Source organism: Williamwhitmania sp., from assembly GCA_035529935.1.
GTDB lineage: Bacteria > Bacteroidota > Bacteroidia > Bacteroidales > Williamwhitmaniaceae > Williamwhitmania.
The window spans coordinates 1-15,508 of record DATKVT010000181.1 but is presented as its reverse complement, the minus strand read 5'-3'; the positions used below and the strand labels follow the sequence as shown (position 1 = coordinate 15,508).

General features: G+C 46.0%; 16 protein-coding genes. 12 read left to right on the top strand and 4 right to left on the bottom strand.

Features of this window, described 5'->3' with window-relative positions; genetic code table 11:
- The 3 genes from VMW01_13960 to VMW01_13950 all read left to right on the top strand — a co-directional run.
- On the top strand, positions 1-243 hold a 243-nt coding region (locus VMW01_13960; GenBank protein HUW07351.1), incomplete at its 5' end, for a hypothetical protein.
- 302 nt (positions 244-545) lie between these two features.
- On the top strand, positions 546-1,118 hold the full coding sequence (locus VMW01_13955) for a hypothetical protein (GenBank protein ID HUW07350.1): 573 nt from the start codon (positions 546-548) through the stop codon (positions 1,116-1,118).
- Positions 1,119-1,131: 13 nt separating this feature from the next.
- On the top strand, positions 1,132-1,275 hold the full coding sequence (locus VMW01_13950; protein ID HUW07349.1) for a sporulation protein YjcZ: 144 nt from the start codon (positions 1,132-1,134) through the stop codon (positions 1,273-1,275).
- A 623-nt stretch (positions 1,276-1,898) separates the two neighbouring features.
- On the opposite strand, the gene VMW01_13945 is transcribed toward VMW01_13950, so the two are convergent.
- Positions 1,899-2,345 (bottom strand): hypothetical protein, encoded by a 447-nt coding sequence (locus tag VMW01_13945; GenBank protein HUW07348.1) that lies wholly within the window; start codon positions 2,343-2,345, stop codon positions 1,899-1,901.
- A gap of 342 nt (positions 2,346-2,687) precedes the next feature.
- Here VMW01_13945 and VMW01_13940 point away from each other — a divergent pair, with 342 nt between their 5' ends.
- Together VMW01_13940 and VMW01_13935 are read left to right on the top strand one after the other, a co-directional pair.
- Positions 2,688-5,114 (top strand): heavy metal translocating P-type ATPase, encoded by a 2,427-nt coding sequence (locus VMW01_13940; GenBank protein HUW07347.1) that lies wholly within the window; start codon positions 2,688-2,690, stop codon positions 5,112-5,114.
- A 44-nt stretch (positions 5,115-5,158) separates the two neighbouring features.
- The gene (locus tag VMW01_13935) at positions 5,159-5,368 is read left to right on the top strand and encodes a heavy-metal-associated domain-containing protein (GenBank protein ID HUW07346.1); all 210 of its coding nucleotides are present in this window, start codon (positions 5,159-5,161) and stop codon (positions 5,366-5,368) included.
- A gap of 82 nt (positions 5,369-5,450) precedes the next feature.
- Here the strand turns inward: VMW01_13935 and VMW01_13930 are convergent, their stop codons facing one another.
- The gene (locus tag VMW01_13930) at positions 5,451-7,220 is read right to left on the bottom strand and encodes a metallopeptidase TldD-related protein (GenBank protein ID HUW07345.1); all 1,770 of its coding nucleotides are present in this window, start codon (positions 7,218-7,220) and stop codon (positions 5,451-5,453) included.
- A 23-nt stretch (positions 7,221-7,243) separates the two neighbouring features.
- Positions 7,244-8,914, bottom strand: coding sequence for a TldD/PmbA family protein (locus VMW01_13925; protein ID HUW07344.1), 1,671 nt, complete (start codon positions 8,912-8,914; stop codon positions 7,244-7,246).
- Between the two features lie 523 nt (positions 8,915-9,437).
- Between VMW01_13925 and VMW01_13920 the strand changes: the two genes are divergently transcribed.
- A complete protein-coding gene (locus VMW01_13920; GenBank protein HUW07343.1) occupies positions 9,438-11,282 on the top strand; it encodes a methyl-accepting chemotaxis protein in 1,845 nt (614 codons plus the stop codon).
- Between the two features lie 76 nt (positions 11,283-11,358).
- On the opposite strand, the gene VMW01_13915 is transcribed toward VMW01_13920, so the two are convergent.
- Entirely contained in the window at positions 11,359-11,805 is a 447-nt protein-coding gene (locus VMW01_13915; protein ID HUW07342.1) for a hypothetical protein, read from the bottom strand.
- A gap of 106 nt (positions 11,806-11,911) precedes the next feature.
- On the opposite strand from VMW01_13915, the gene VMW01_13910 reads away from it, so the two are divergent.
- The 6 genes from VMW01_13910 to VMW01_13885 form a co-directional block, all read left to right on the top strand.
- Positions 11,912-13,165 (top strand): 3-oxoacyl-[acyl-carrier-protein] synthase III C-terminal domain-containing protein, encoded by a 1,254-nt coding sequence (locus VMW01_13910; GenBank protein ID HUW07341.1) that lies wholly within the window; start codon positions 11,912-11,914, stop codon positions 13,163-13,165.
- 3 nt (positions 13,166-13,168) lie between these two features.
- The gene (locus VMW01_13905) at positions 13,169-13,591 is read left to right on the top strand and encodes a VOC family protein (GenBank protein HUW07340.1); all 423 of its coding nucleotides are present in this window, start codon (positions 13,169-13,171) and stop codon (positions 13,589-13,591) included.
- Entirely contained in the window at positions 13,560-14,327 is a 768-nt protein-coding gene (locus VMW01_13900) for an SDR family oxidoreductase (protein ID HUW07339.1), read from the top strand. The genes VMW01_13905 and VMW01_13900 overlap by 32 nt, the downstream gene beginning before the upstream one ends.
- 19 nt (positions 14,328-14,346) lie before the next feature.
- On the top strand, positions 14,347-14,790 hold the full coding sequence (locus VMW01_13895; GenBank protein HUW07338.1) for a hypothetical protein: 444 nt from the start codon (positions 14,347-14,349) through the stop codon (positions 14,788-14,790).
- 18 nt (positions 14,791-14,808) lie between these two features.
- Entirely contained in the window at positions 14,809-15,264 is a 456-nt protein-coding gene (gene glmS / locus VMW01_13890) for a methylaspartate mutase subunit S (protein HUW07337.1), read from the top strand.
- A 10-nt stretch (positions 15,265-15,274) separates the two neighbouring features.
- The coding region (locus VMW01_13885; GenBank protein HUW07336.1) for a hypothetical protein at positions 15,275-15,508 on the top strand (234 nt) is incomplete at its 3' end.

Sequence of the window (15,508 nt, the reverse complement as noted above, 5' to 3'; positions counted from 1 at the left end):
TGCAACCTCTGCCTGCACAGCGATTGCGAAGGTTCATCCGCCGGCGGGCGAACCCCTTCATCTTTTATACAGCACGTAAAAGAACTTCGTTTATTGCTAAATTTTGTCCTTCTTACTTCAGGACACACTCCGCGCCAGCGGGCTAATTTAGCCCCCTTATTTCACCTCTTCTCAAATATGAGTCTATATCCTTTAACTACATTATCAAAAAAAGTTATTGGAAGCATACCCGTTATAATATAATCATCAGCACGATATAATTCAATAGCATGGTTGATATCACCATGAATTTCATTATGTAAATAAGACATGCCTTCAATACCGTCAAGGTGAATAATTAAGTAACTCATAAATTATTAGAATTAAAAGATTAAAAGTCATCAAATGAACTATTAACAGTTATATCTGTTTGGTATTCAAAGGTAACGCTATTTTTACAGAATTTACAATTCTGCAACTTTTTTTAGTCAAAAAATAGTTACAAAAAAAATATTGATTTATTTTTATTTATATTTTTGCAAATAGTTAAACTAATACTATTAGATATGAACGAAGATGATTATTATTTTACTCCTGATGAAGTAAAGTTTTTAAAAAAGATGGCTGATGAAGGTATTGTAGACTACATAGTAAATAGCCATAAACTGAGAGAAATCATTAAAGCTAATGCCCCCCATAGCAATCAGTTTGCTGAAAAAATAACTGAAAAAAATTGTGCTTTCGTTATTGGTGTTGTATCTGACCCCAATTATGCACTAAAAGACATGTTAGATTGTCTCAGAACATGTACAGAAACTAAAATTGATTACTTGTTTAGCATGACTGATACAGTAAACGCTTTAAAAGTAATGAATGATTACCTAATACATACCGCACAAGATTATAGCCATATACATGAAATACATAGAAACGATCTACCACAATCGAGCGATCATAAAAAAATTGCAAATTCTCTAACTCATGTAGTTGGCTTGTTTGAATATCTGCAAACACAAAACTACAATGATTTGATGGGCGGTGCTAGACCTCCTTTTTATATAAACGATTTAACACTTAATGTTAATAAGCTAATAGCAAGGTATATAGAGTTTGCACCACAACCACTATTTGCACTATAAAAAAGGGGCTTAGTTGCCCCTTTTTCATGATCCCTTTGGTTTTGGTTTAGGTGGAGATGGTGGTGGTGTGTTCTTCACTCTTCTTGGCGGTGGTGGTGCTGGTGGTGGTGGTTTTTTCGTCATAGTTTTCATTTTAAAAATCCAATTATTCCAATGATTATTAGTAACATAAGGTCAACAAGTAGAAAAGTCCTTGTTTTATCATAAGAATACGCTCTATCGTCGTTAATTCTTTGATTTATATCAGTCAGGTCAATATAATACTTCTTAAGATTTAGAGAAAAGCCTCTGCAACCATTATCTATCGCATCTAATCGTTTATCAGTGCATTTTTCTTTCTCACTGTATTTATAGTAATACCGATATAGTTTTATCTCATGATCTGATAATATACCAGTATAAGGCAAATAACCATATAGTCTCGTGAATCCGTGAAATACTGATCCAAGAAAGTAAATTGTGGTTATTATGGCAAACGTAAATAAGCAAAGCAGTCCAATAAATAAAAAGTCTTTAATTGAACAAACTTGGATATGTCCTTTTGGATAGTAATAATTAAACATATAAAAAACACTACCAATAAAGACAATTAGTAAAGTCGTTGGGTATTGAATAATTTTATCATAGAATCGCCCCCTTTCAATTTCGAAAAGGTATTGTTCTCTGTAGAATTCTAAATTTTTAAACTCTTGATTATGCATTTTTCAATTTATCTAGTTGAAACAAAAACTATTTATTACTTAACTGCAAAAATTATTGTAGTCCGATTATTATTAACATCTAATCTTTTAGAAGTGCAAAAAATGCCATTACAAAACCTGCTATTGATAATATAAATAAAGGCCAATAAGTATACTTTTGCCATTTTACTAATGTAGCCTCAAGAATCTCCTTTTCTTCTGTTCTTGCTTCTCTTTCTTCCTTTCGTTGTTGGTTTACATACACTCTTATAAATCCGCCTTCGTCTTTAAACTTTTGAGTTTTAAGACTTAAAACCTTAATCTGAGTAGCCCTATCATTACTACTAATAACCTCAGCAACATCAAACTCCTTTAGAATTTCGAGATAATACTTATAAGCGTCTTCTTTTACATTCTCAAACTTGTCTAAATAATCATCGCCAAGCATAGGAAGGTTACCAACAAGTGTAACAGGATTATTTAAAACAAAATCAATAATACCATCCAGTATTTGAGCATCTTCTTCAGTAATTTTCGTCTTATTCATAACTATTAATCTAAGAGGAAAAGGTTAACAATAATCTACTTTTTACAGTCTCATTTGCCTGTTATCCAAAGGTAAGGCTATTTTGTAACAAATAAATATCAAAATTGAAAAATAGTTGTTAACTGCTTATTTTTTTACCAATAAGATAAAACGCCTTACTACCTTGCTTGTTAACCCCACGCTAAGCTTGATACAAAATGAACCGCTGGCATTAACATTCTGTTAAGGCGTGCTGTCAGCAAATCTTCCCCCAAACACCATAAATTCATAAACATCATCCACAATTATGTAACGCGGCTCGCGTTGCCCATGGCTACCTTTGCTAAAATTAAGCTTGTAACCATGACAGACACCAATAGCAAGGAGCTGATACTACCCATTGCCGGGATGCAGAGCGAGCACTGCGCACTAACGGTTGACCAAACGCTGGCAGCGCAGGCAGGCGTTACCGCCCACCGCGTGGAGCTCAACAACAACCGTGCGGTGCTTACCGTTAACAGCGGCAAGTTCGACCTAGCCAAGGCCGTGGAGGCCATTAAGGGCGTGGGCTACGAGGTTCCCACCACCATTAAAACATTTCCGGTAACCGGGCTCAGCTGCGCCTCGTGCGCCCTCAGCGTGGAGAGCATGCTGGGCGCCCAGCGCGGCGTAACCCATGCGGCCGTTAACTTTGCCGCAAGCAGCGCGCTGGTAACCTACGTGCCCGGCGCCGCCTCCACCACCGATTTCAAGGCCGCCATTCAGGCCATTGGCTACGACCTGCTGGTGGATGAGGACGAGGCCACCGAGGATATACAGCAGGAGCTGCATCGGAAAAAGTATGGCCAGCTGAGGCGAAACACCATTTGGGCCGGTGTGCTTGCGCTGCCCGTGGCGCTTCTGTCCATGGTTTTCACCCATCTGCCCTACCGCACCTGGATTATGATGCTCCTTGCCCTTCCGGTGGTGTTCTACTTTGGCCGCACCTTCTTTGTGAACGCCTACAAGCAGGCCCGCCATGGCAAGGCCAACATGGATACGTTGGTGGCGCTTAGCACCGGAATATCCTTCCTGTTCAGCGCGTTCAACACCCTATTCCCCCAGTTTTGGGAGCAAAGGGGCTTAGAGGCCCACGTTTACTTCGAGGCCTCGGCGGTAATCATCTTCTTTATCCTGCTGGGCAGGCTGCTGGAGGAGCGCGCCAAGGCCAACACCTCCTCGGCCATTAAGAAGCTCATTGGCCTTCAACCCAAAACGGTGCTGGTAATAGGCCCCGATGGCAAGGAGGAGGAGATGTCCATCAGCCGCGTGGAGGTGGGTTACACCCTACTGGTGCGCCCCGGCGACCGCATTCCTGTGGATGGTGAGGTAATTTCGGGCAGCTCGTTTGTGGACGAGAGCATGATTAGCGGTGAGCCCATTCCCGTCGAAAAATCGGAAGGTTTAAAGGTATTTGCCGGAACCATCAACCAGAAGGGAAGCTTCCGGTTTAGGGCCGAAAAGGTTGGTGCAAACACCATTCTTGCCCAAATCATAAAGACCGTGGAGGAGGCTCAGGGAAGCAAGGCCCCCGTTCAAAAGCTGGTGGACAAGGTGGCCGGCATATTTGTTCCGGTGGTTATCTCCATTTCGCTGCTCAGCTTTGGCCTCTGGATGGCCTTTGGCGGCGCCAACTCGCTAACCCATGCCCTGCTTGCCATGGCTACGGTGCTGGTTATTGCCTGCCCCTGCGCCCTTGGGCTGGCCACTCCCACCGCCATTATGGTTGCGGTGGGTCGTGGCGCCCAGCACGGAATTCTGATAAAGGATGCCGAAAGTCTGGAGGTTGCCCATAAGGTAAACGCCATTATTCTAGATAAAACAGGAACCATAACCGAAGGCAAGCCCCTCGTTGCCGGCATGCTATTCGGCCAAAACAGTAATGAGGCGCACCTACGGCAGGTTATGCTGGCCATGGAGAGCCAGTCCGAGCACCCCCTTGCCGAAGCCATCGTGGACCATCTGCGGAAAGAGCTTACCGAGCCGGTGGAGCTGCAAACCATTGAAAACCGAGCCGGCGAGGGCATTGTAGCGCTATACAACAACCATCGCTACCTTATTGGTAACGGTAGAATGATGAAGAATAACCAGGTTGAAGAGGATGCAGCCCTGAAGGCAGAAGTTGAAAAGCTGGAGGAGCAGGCCCAAACCATTGTGTTCATGGCCGAGGACAACCGCATGGTTGCCGTAGCCTCCATTGCCGATAGGGTGAAGCCCACCTCCGCCAAGGCCATTGCCGAGCTCAAGCAGCTGGGCATTGAGGTTTACATGTTCACCGGCGATAACCATCAAACGGCCGCCGCCATTGCGCAGCAGGTTGGCATCGGGCACTTCAAGGCCGAGGCTCTCCCTGCCGATAAGGCTCAGTTTGTGAAGGAGCTGCAGCTGCTAGGCAAGGTTGTAGCCATGGTTGGCGACGGCATAAACGACTCGCAGGCGCTGGCAACCGCCAACATTGGTATAGCCATGGGCAAGGGTTCCGATATTGCCATTGATGTGGCCAAAATGACCATTATCTCCAGCGACCTGATGCTCATTGTGCAGGCCATTGCCCTCTCGAAAAAGACGGTGAAAATTATCCGTCAAAACCTCTTCTGGGCTTTTATTTACAACGTAATTGGGATTCCAATTGCCGCCGGTATTCTATTCCCCTTTACCGGATTCCTGCTTAACCCCATGATTGCCGGTGCGGCCATGGCCATGAGCTCGGTATCGGTGGTAAGCAACAGCCTAAGGCTTAGAAAGGGATAGCATGTATAACCAACTATTGAATATTCACTTAAAACACAAATACAATGAAAACGCTAGAGTTTAAAACCAACGTCAACTGCGGCGGATGCATAGCCAAGGTAACCCCATTTTTGAATGAAGCCGAAGGCGTTGCCTCCTGGAAGGTGGACACCACCAACCCGCTAAAGATTCTTACTGTAGAGACCGAAAACCTCTCACCGGAAGATATTCAAGCCATACTTACTAAGGCAGGTTACCGAGCAGAAACAATGTAATAGGGCCCTTTTTAACAAAGAAAAAGCCCCGGAAGAGTCGTTCATCGATTCTCTCGGGGCTTTTTTATGCTATCGCTGAGTGCTACTCGCCATCGTCTCCTCCAACCGGATTATCCAGCAGCGGAGCATCGGTGTTGAATGAGGAGGCCTGAGGATCGAGCGTCAGCTCCTGCAGCAGAATTGTATTTGGAGCAACAATGGAAACCGGCAACCCGTCTGAATTATCTGTTCCCATTCCATACGATTTAAGGAGATAGTTCGACAGAAATTGGCCATCACCACACCCAAGAATCTTGTTCATGCTGTTGAGGGTGATGTCGCTAGCCTCTATGGAGCGAACCAGCGTCTCCTTGCCGGTAGCCAAATCGAACCGGTAGTAGCAAAATGGGCTGGAGGTGCAGCTGCTAATCAAGGGCCGAATAACGTAGGCATGGTCGAGCCCCTTCGCCTCCATCTCATCCTTCAACATCTGCATCAGCTCCTCATGGCTTTTGGGTGCATCGGTGGTAATAAAGGCTACTCCCGGCCCATCGGTAAAGGATGATGTTCCGTACCCGCTGAGGTAAATGCGGTGGTGGCCATTCGATGTCCTCACCTTAGGTGTTGGAACACGGTTGCTTATAAGGTTCTTTAGCACACCATTCTCCACGAGAACCAGCTCGTCGGGAGGAACAACTCCCTCGCCATCCACATCGTAGCTGCCAAGCAGCTCAACCTTTTTGAAATACCGAATGTGTGGCTTCAGCACCACCGAAATATCTTTGGAAACGACGCGTTTACCGAGCTTCAACTCAATAGATCCGCTGCCATTTACCGTAAGCATTTTTGAAAAGCTATTTACAATGGGCTCCCTGTAGGCCACCAGCGGCGTTGTGCCAGCAAAGAGCGTGGCACCAAAGGCCGAAGCAACCACTTGCTGGTAGAGCATTACCGGACCGGTATAGGCTTCGGTTTCAACTTTAGCATCCTTCAGCTTCACCAAATAGTCGACCAGCTCCTGAGCATGCTGCTTCATGGTATCGGCCACGGGCAGCTGATTGGTGAATCGAGCCACATATATTAGCTTATCGCTCATTGGTTGGCCATCGTTGGAGTATACGCTAGCCCTAATGGTTGCAACGGCTAAGTTCAGTGGAATTTTAATCTCAGTTCCCTCGGTAGTTACCACATAGGCAATGGCATTTACCGCCGAAATTGACACATCGGAATTGATAACCTGTGGCTGCGTCCTAAATACCGACGAAACCTCTCTGGCCAACAATTCCAGCTGAGGCAGGTTGGGTTCGAAAACCTCGCCATGGGTAAAATCGGCCTTCAATGGCACTGCCGAAGTGTAATCGGGCAAATTCTTATACTCCGCGGGAAGAGTCTTATCCTTGAGCACCTTCAGCTTGTTGCTGTAGGTTTGGGATGCTGAACGAAACACATTGTCGGTGTTCCACCAGAACGCCCGTCTGATGCCCCAGTAGTTGTCGTCGAGCGGCGTGCTTACGCTTGTGGTAGCCCTAGAGCTGCGCTGAGCGTATGGGTCGTTAAAGTTCTCATCGGTAGTTTGAAAGCTTCCCATGAGCAACCGTAGGTAGTAATCGTTAAGTTGGCTGCTAGTGCTGTTGACTAAGGCACCAAGATAACCGTTGGCCTCAGCGCGCGTTCCGCGTAAAAGCATGTAGCTGATGTAGCAGGGCTTTCCGGCCTCGGGGCTCTTCAGCTGGTTCAGGTTCCGATAAATCTCATCGCGCAGCGCCTTCATCACCACCGAATCGGAGGCAGCGCTAGCACTCTGTGCCGATAGCGTGTCAACAGAGGCAATCGAGAAAATGAAAAGTATTATAGATATGGCAATTGTTCGCATGGTAACCATTGTTATGTAGGTGCTTACGGTTTAACTATTGGTGACGAGAGTTGGGGCAATACCACCGACTCCTCGGGCATTTTCTGTGTTTCAATCTTCTTTATAACCAGTGCCGGACTGATGGTGGCCACTGGTATGGAGCCCGATTCGGCAGTGCAAAAGCCGTTGAATACACCACTTCTATCGCCATTGGCCACAATTTCGGAGAATACGGCCAGGGGTGTTCCAATGAGGGTTACACCTCTCACCAGCTCGTCAGGACGACCATCTGCGTAGATGCGATAGACCACGGTGGGAAGAATGTTAAACACGTTGGGTGAAAAGCGCATGGTGGTGGTAAAGCCGCCATACACCTCCTTAAAGTAGTATCCATATGCCTTCCCCTGCTTGCGGCACTCCTTGATGAGCAGCTTGCGCAATTCGGCATCGCTATCGCCGCTGGAGAACTTAACGAAGAGGTTCGATTGTCGGCTAAAGGGCGCTCTACCCATTTGTGCCCTGCCATGTCCATTCGATTGTGCAATTCCCTCGGTTGGAGTGCGCGACATCAAGAAATTCTTAAGCACACCCTTATCAACAACGGTAACCGGCTGGCCCAATACGCCTTGGTCGTCGTACTTGTAGTTGCCAAATAGCTTTACACCATCGAGGGTGCTTGCAGTGGGGTCGAACACCACGCTTAATCCGGGAAAGAGAACTTTTTTGCCGATCTTATCCTTGAAGGTTTGACCGTCGTTCTCATTGTTGAGCCGCTGCCCCTCCACCCTATGTCCAAATATTTCGTGGAAGAATACTCCTGCCGCCTCCGGCGATAGCATTACCGGCCCCGCATAGGGTTCCGCCTGTGGTGCGGTGCGCAGCTGGCTTAGCAGGTTAGCCAAGTCGGCAGCATCCTTCATAAGCACCTCATTCGATGGAAATTCATTTAGGCTGGTGGCGTAGTATGATTTAAAGAGTGGGGCTAGGTTTCCGCCAACCGTTCTCACGGTGGCCATGAGCTGCAGCTGGAGCCGTGGTCTATTTTGAACAACCCGCGCTCCCTCGGTATTGAGGTAATAGATTCGTTCGTTCATAATAAGTAAAATCGCCTCGCTGTTTACCACGTTGGTATCCTTGGCAACAAATGCCGAAAGAGTCCGCAATTCGTCCTTCCACCGGTCGAGCTCAGCAGCAGATGGTGCTGGCATGGTATCAGGCTCAAAGTATTGCACCGGTTTTGCCTGCGAAAAGTCGGCTATCTTGCTCCCCTCCTTATCGTCGGTAGGTTTGGTTTCCATTCCCTTAAACGATTGCCGTGCCTGCTTAAAAGCAAGGTCCGACGTAAGCCAAACGCTCTGACTGATGGCCAGCGAGTCGTCCTCAATGGGCAGGAGCTGCGGAAAAGAGTAGCCCTGCCTAAATGAATTTTCGCCATCATCGCCGGTGGAGTGGCTATTGTCGCGCTGGTAGCTACCTACGCGCATTCCAACGGTAAGAACCCGAGTTGCCACGTTCTGATCGCCGGTAAGGCTGCCCGAGGAGAACTGCAGCATCCACATCTTCATTTGGTTTACCCTAAAGTCGATAAAGTAAGGCGGCTGGGTTTGCTGCTTAAGTCCATCGTAAACCTTCCCCAGCTCATTTTGAAGAATTCCCTCAAGCTTATCCTGTGCCGAAGCACGAAAAGTGACGCCGCTAAGCAACCAGATTGCCATAGCGGCTACGGTTAATTTATGCATTAGTATGGTTTTAATCCAATATTTCAGAACACTACACAATGGGTAAGATAATACCCTCCTTACAAACTTAAAGCTATAAAAGATTTTCACATTCGAAGCAACAATATAGGGTTTTCGTTGGAAATGCATCCAAAAACTATTTTTGAATATCGGTAACTGTATAGGCTCAAATTGAACAACCCATTGCCATATTTAGGTTGTTTTTAACACATAAAAAAGATGATAATTGGTAATGAATATCACCTTAAATTAAGTTTGACAATACAGAAAAGTTGCTACTTTTAGGCGACTCTGAAAAGAAACCGTTCAGGGGCACAATAAGCTAAGTGTAAGAAAACTTAGATCAATTTAATTTGAAGGTGGAACAGGAAAAAGTTAGGTAAATTGTTAAACACAATCCTTCTAAAGGAAAGGAGTAATAATTGTCACGCTAACAAGCCAAGCCAAGAAGTAGCATTACAACGATCATATTTTTAGAATTAACCAAAACCAAATCAAGATGAAGAAAAAATCAATTGTCAGGAGGTTTGCCTGGACCATTGGCAGCCTCACGAGTGTTCTAATTTTAGTTCTTATTGGATTCACGGCCTTCACCAACCTAAACATCATGGGTAATGACGTGAAACAATATGTAATGGAGGTAAACAAGCTCCAAAGTAGCCAAATAGCTTTGGAATTTGACAAAACTGAGCAACAGGTTAAAATGCTTGCCGAAGTTTTTCAGGTGCGAAATGAAAACCGGGAATTTGTTATGCAAGTCCTACAAAATTCATTTAGCCAGAATAGCAACCTCTACAGCCTTAGCACTTTCTGGGAACCCAACAGTTTCGACGGCAGGGATATTAAATGGAGAAGTAGAGCCGGTAGCAATTCCAGCGGCCAGTTTATGCCATCTTATTCGCAGAAAGGGTTAGGCCTATACGAGGGTGTTGACGTTCAGGACAACCAGAATTTCTTACGCAAGGTAATGGAATCAAATATTATAATGGTTTCCGATCCTCATATGAGAAATGGAATTCTTTGCACGAGCATTGCCGCCCCCATTGTTCGAAATGGCAAAAACGTGGGCGTGGTTAGTGCCGATTTAAACCTGCAGGAGATTCAGCAAATAATGGAGGGGGCAGACGTTTTTAGAGGCATTGGCGAAATTTCTGTTGTGGCCAACAACGGCGTTGTTGTGGCCAACTCAAAGCGATCGACCATGGTGGGCAAAAGCGTAAAGGAGATGGTTCCTGACTTTGAGCTGCACATGAACTACCTCAAAAGCGGTAAGCAAATTATGTGGGACGATGGACGCTATGGCTACATTGTCTCCCCACTCAAGATTGGAAACCCCAGCGAACCCTGGCAAATCTTTATCACCGGTCCAGTGCTTGCCATAATGCAGGATGCCCTGCATCAGCTTAAAATTCAGGTAACCATTGGATTGCTGGTTGTGCTTGTGCTTATCATCATAGTAATTATTGTGGTTAAGCGTACCTTTAAGCCACTAATCGAGCTTACCAGTGCAAGTACCTTTATTGCCAAAGGTGACCTCTCAAAGCGCATTTCCATTAAGTCGAAGGACGAAATAGGACAGCTGGCCAACACGTTCAACGAGATGGCAGAACGGTTAGGCGAGGTGATTGGCGTTATTTCAGAGAATACGATGACCATAAATAGTGCCAGCCAAGAGCTAACCTCCATTGCCCAGCAACTTTCGCAGGGTGCATCGGAGCAGGCATCGAGCACCGAAGAAATTTCCAGCTCCATGGAGGAGATGACCTCCAATATTCAGCAGAATACCGACAACGCCCACAATACCGAAAAGATGGCCAAAAAGGTGGAAGAGGGTATGAATAAGGTTTCGATTGCAGCATCGCAGAGCATGGCTTCTGTTAAAGAAATCTCAGAAAGCATTGCTGTCATTACAGAAATTGCCTTCCAAACTAACATTTTGGCACTAAATGCCGCCGTAGAAGCGGCTCGTGCTGGCGAAACTGGACGTGGCTTTGCGGTGGTAGCTGCGGAAGTACGTAAACTTGCTGAGCGTAGCCGTACTGTAGCAAACCAAGTGGCAGCGCTAGCTAAGAGAAGTCTGGAGGATACGAAAAACGCGGGAGAAATGCTCGCCGCTATTCTGCCAGATATAAAGAACACATCAAGCCTTGTGCAAGAAATTGCCGCCTCAAGCTATGAGCAAAATACCGGGGCTGAGCAGATAAATAGCTCCATACAGCAGCTGAACCAGGTTACCCAACAGAATGCTGCCGTAGCCGAAACAGTTTCTGCCAATGCAGAAGAGTTGGCAAGTAAAGTTTCCCAACTGGAAGAAGCAATAGCCTACTTTAAGTTGAACGAATAGAATCTCCAAAACAGTTCAAGCCATTGGTGTGGGAGTCTCTTCCACCCAATGGCTTTTTCTATGGTTAAAGCAACTTTCACATCTGCTTTTTCAGCAGGTCAACCATTTCCCGGAGCGTTGCAATTTGATTTTCCTGAGCAAGTATAGTCTTCTCCATGGCAGCGATCACCAGATTCTTGTCATTGCAGCGTTCACAATCGGAAGCTTCAACCACTTTCCCTCCACTTTTTGATCGACTGCCCCTAACTTTTCCACTAGATTTTAATTTTACATTAAGATTTTGATTCTTTTCTTTGAAATAATCGCCACTACCAAGAATAATATATTCTGGATTTGCACCGAATTCAATACAGAATTTTTGTATTAAATCTATCCCTACGTTTGTCCTTCCTTTCAATACCTCATTAAAAGCCTGAGGACGATAGTTAAGTCTACAAGCCGCTTCAGCCCTCGATTTTACAAGGCCTATATTTTCTACTAAATTGAAAAGTAAAACAAATCTACTTCGTAATTCATCTCGCATAGATACATTATTTCTGTATTTTATGTTGCATATACTGATTTTCTGTATATTTTTGTAATACTAAGATATGCCAAAATCTTGAATTTGAGACCAAAACCAAAACGAGATGAAATCAAACTCTGGAATTATCAGCATGGGTGGATACTACCCTGGAAAGACCTTTCCTAAAAAGTCCCTTAAGGGTTTTACCGCCTACTTAAAGGAAAATACCCTCCTCCCAGCAGACTACATCCAACAGATGGAGGCTACTGGAAAACACCCCGGGAAGTCCGAATCCAACGAGGAGGGCTGGGTTAACCAACCCTGGTATGAAGCTTGGCTTCAAACCTTGCCCGAGAAAAAACGCAAAGATCCATTTCAGGGTGGCAAGTACCGTTGCCGTGTTCCCATGGATCCCCAATCTGTTCGCGAGTCCACATTTCCCCATCCAATGCTCGCCTCCGATGCCGAAACTATAGCTGGTGCTATGGCCATCTTCAGCTCGGGCTTAGCAAAGGAGGATATCGACCTAGTGCTTGTATCATCACTCGTACCCGACCGACATGTTCCACTCAACGCCTCCCTCGTTCAGCATAAGCTAATGCTGCCCAATGCCGGAGCCTACAACATGGACACCTGCTGCTCCTCCTTCATCACCATGACGGAAACAGCCATGGCACTGGTTAACTCTGGTGTTAAAAAGAACGTGCTAATTGTGGCCAGCTCGCTCGATTCCATTATCAACGACAAGTCAACCTACTACTCTGTATGCACAGGCGATGCTGCCGTGGCAGGGATAGTATCAAAGGTTGAAGCTGGTCATGGATACATTAGCTCCGCCTCCATCAGCAACGGTGCTAGGCATGAAGCCATCGTATTTAAGAGCAGGCAGCCGCTCCTCTTCAAAGGAACCAGTCAGGGTCCTAGCCATGAGCAGGAATGCGTAACCTTCCTCAATGCGGAGTTGACCCGCCAAATTGGAGCCACTGCCCAGGAAGATATGCTCCAGGTTGTTACTGCTGCTTTGGAGAAACAGAACCTATTTGGCAAAGATATAGACTTTGCGGCCTTTCACCAACCTGTAAAATGGGCACCAAATGCTTGGCGCGAAGCCATTGGTCTGCCGGAGACTAAGTTCGTTGAAACCTATGAGCTTTACGGGAATATTGCCTGCGCATCGTCGCCAACAAACCTGCTAGTTGCCCTAGAGCGTAATCTAATCAAAGCTGGCGATAACGTGCTTATGGCCTCCTCTGGCGTTGGAGAAAATCATATCGCCCTTATGCAAAAGGTTTCTGTAAAGTTGATAGAGAATATCAAACGATACAACGAGGGCATCAGCTACACAAAGTCAGAAAAGAAGCATTTCCAAACTGCTTAATCCATGGCGCTGCATTTACACCACATTGGGGTAAAGGTAGACAACATCCAACAAACTTCCCGGCTGCTATGCAGCACGGGAGGTTTTGAGGCTGAACCAACTGCCTACTATCCAGAGGTAGGGATGCAAATTGGCTTCATTAATTTGAGCAACACGTTGGTGGAGTTGCTACAGCCAATGGACCAGAACTGCCCTATCGCAAATGTAGAAAATGGACTTCATCACCTTGCTTTTGAGGTAGATAACCTCGAAGCCTTTCACATAGATATTAGCCAGACACCATCATTTTGTACGGTTCAACCAATCAAGGAAGGCCGACATGGACGAATATTCTTTTTCCAGATGAAGGCTATGCCTGGCCTGTGGTACGAATGCATGGAAAAAACCAAGACAGATGATGGAACAGGTAGCCATAGTTACCGGTAGCACAAAAGGTATCGGTAAAAGCATTGCTATAAAACTCGCAGAGCAAGGCATTAAGGTAGTAATCACAGGACGGAACGAGGAGCTGGGAGATGAAGTTGTTCGGAGCATAGAACAATCAGGTGGAAAAGCCCAATTTTTCAAGGTTGACTTGGCAAGCAATGATGAGGTCAACAGCTTCTGCGACCTTTTCATGAAGCACTACGACAGGCTCGACATACTTGTAAACAACGCAGGAATATCTGGCCCAATGGGCCCCATACTACAAACCCCAGTTGAATCAATTGCTTCAACATTCAAGGTTAACGTAGATAGTATATTTCTGCTCTGCCAACGGCTTATTCCAGCGATGGAGCAGCAGCATTGGGGCAGAGTAATCAATATCTCCTCCATAGCCTACCGCCTCACCCCTGCCAACTCTGCAGTGTACAACATGACCAAAGCCGCGTTAAATGCATTCACCCAAACATTGGCAAAAGAGGTAGGACCTATGGGTATTACCGTTAACGCCATTGCACCGGGGCTCATTTTAACCGACAGAATTCTCAATGAACGGCTTCCTGGAATGGCTGCCAAGGCAGGAATCTCAGTGGAGCAGATGCGTAAAGAGTTAACCAAAGGATCGCTTACCAACCAGCTAGCAACCCCTGAAAATATTGCAGCCACAGTTGCATTTCTAGTTACAGAAGGCGCTTCGGCAATAACTGGAGAGATACTGAATATATCTTCGGGGGCCTAAAACCAAAACCATAATAGCCATGAAACCAACATATCAAGAGCTGTGCACGTTTATGGAGTCGTATTTCGACGCCTACAACCGCTACGGCCAAAACGAGGAGACCATGCACCGCATGGACGCATACTATGCCGACGAATTTGTATCGGTAGCCTACATGCAGCTAAAGGGGCAGGATTACCCCCTTCGGCTGGAGTCTAAAAAAATCTGGCTTGACTTTCTCGTAAAGGGCCATCTACGCATTGTGGAAGACTTCATACCACTGGAATACAGCATTGATCCGGAGCAGTTGACATGCACGGCCAAACTTCAAATTAAGAAGTATGCCAAGCCAGAGGGAATGCTCATCACCGACATGGATGCCATTGCCTACTATAAGATAAAGGTGGGCGAAAACGGTAATCCCATGCTTCGCTACCTCGATTTCTACTGCGGCGATCCTACTAAGTTCGCAAGCCTTTACTAACCATAATATCTTGTTGCCATGAGTCGAAAAATAAATGAATACTCGCTAATAACCGGTGTTATTGGTGAAGACGTTCATGTAACTGGCATTCGCATAATGGAGCATGCACTAAGAAGTACCGGATTTACCGTATACTCTCTTGGTATTCACAACTCCCAGGACGATTTTATTCGAGCTGCCATTGAGCATAAGGCCGATGCCATTCTGGTATCCTCTCTTGGGGGACATGCTGAAATTTTGGTTGACGGATTCCGCCAGCGTTGTGAGCAGGCCAACATCGGAAAAATTCACCTCTGCCTTGGAGGTCAGCTGGTGATTCAAGAAGAGCCTTGGAAAACCACGGAGAAACGATTTAAGCAGATGGGGTTCGACCGCGTTCACAAACCGTTCATTCTGCCCAAAGATGCCATTGAACACCTAATGACCGACCTAAACATCCGTCAGGAAACCATGGATAAACAACCCTCAGCTTAAACCAGACCCCATGAATGTAAGCAATAAGAGATGGAGTAACGACTACTTCTACAAGCAACGACACGAGGTGCTTTCCATGTGGCCAACGGGCAAAGAGGTTGACCTCAAAGATGCCTTCAAATACCACCACGGCATGCCACCGTTAAAGAATGCTTCCAACAAGGCCATGGAGGCATTACGCACGGGTAAGACCATGATGTGTCCTTCTACAGGGAAGGATACCATTGAGGCCCACCGCGGATTG

What these genes read in the sequence shown, in the direction of transcription:
- VMW01_13930 (HUW07345.1), bottom strand. Translation starts at nt 7,220, where the DNA reads ATGCGAACAATTGCCATATCTATAATACTTTTCATTTTCTCGATTGCC.
- VMW01_13915 (HUW07342.1), bottom strand. Translation starts at nt 11,805, where the DNA reads ATGCGAGATGAATTACGAAGTAGATTTGTTTTACTTTTCAATTTAGTA.
- VMW01_13935 (HUW07346.1), top strand. Translation starts at nt 5,159, where the DNA reads ATGAAAACGCTAGAGTTTAAAACCAACGTCAACTGCGGCGGATGCATA.
- glmS (HUW07337.1), top strand. Translation starts at nt 14,809, where the DNA reads ATGAGTCGAAAAATAAATGAATACTCGCTAATAACCGGTGTTATTGGT.
- VMW01_13945 (HUW07348.1), bottom strand. Translation starts at nt 2,345, where the DNA reads ATGAATAAGACGAAAATTACTGAAGAAGATGCTCAAATACTGGATGGT.
- VMW01_13900 (HUW07339.1), top strand. Translation starts at nt 13,560, where the DNA reads ATGATGGAACAGGTAGCCATAGTTACCGGTAGCACAAAAGGTATCGGT.
- VMW01_13910 (HUW07341.1), top strand. Translation starts at nt 11,912, where the DNA reads ATGAAATCAAACTCTGGAATTATCAGCATGGGTGGATACTACCCTGGA.
- VMW01_13920 (HUW07343.1), top strand. Translation starts at nt 9,438, where the DNA reads ATGAAGAAAAAATCAATTGTCAGGAGGTTTGCCTGGACCATTGGCAGC.
- VMW01_13955 (HUW07350.1), top strand. Translation starts at nt 546, where the DNA reads ATGAACGAAGATGATTATTATTTTACTCCTGATGAAGTAAAGTTTTTA.
- VMW01_13940 (HUW07347.1), top strand. Translation starts at nt 2,688, where the DNA reads ATGACAGACACCAATAGCAAGGAGCTGATACTACCCATTGCCGGGATG.
- VMW01_13905 (HUW07340.1), top strand. Translation starts at nt 13,169, where the DNA reads ATGGCGCTGCATTTACACCACATTGGGGTAAAGGTAGACAACATCCAA.
- VMW01_13925 (HUW07344.1), bottom strand. Translation starts at nt 8,914, where the DNA reads ATGGCAATCTGGTTGCTTAGCGGCGTCACTTTTCGTGCTTCGGCACAG.
- VMW01_13895 (HUW07338.1), top strand. Translation starts at nt 14,347, where the DNA reads ATGAAACCAACATATCAAGAGCTGTGCACGTTTATGGAGTCGTATTTC.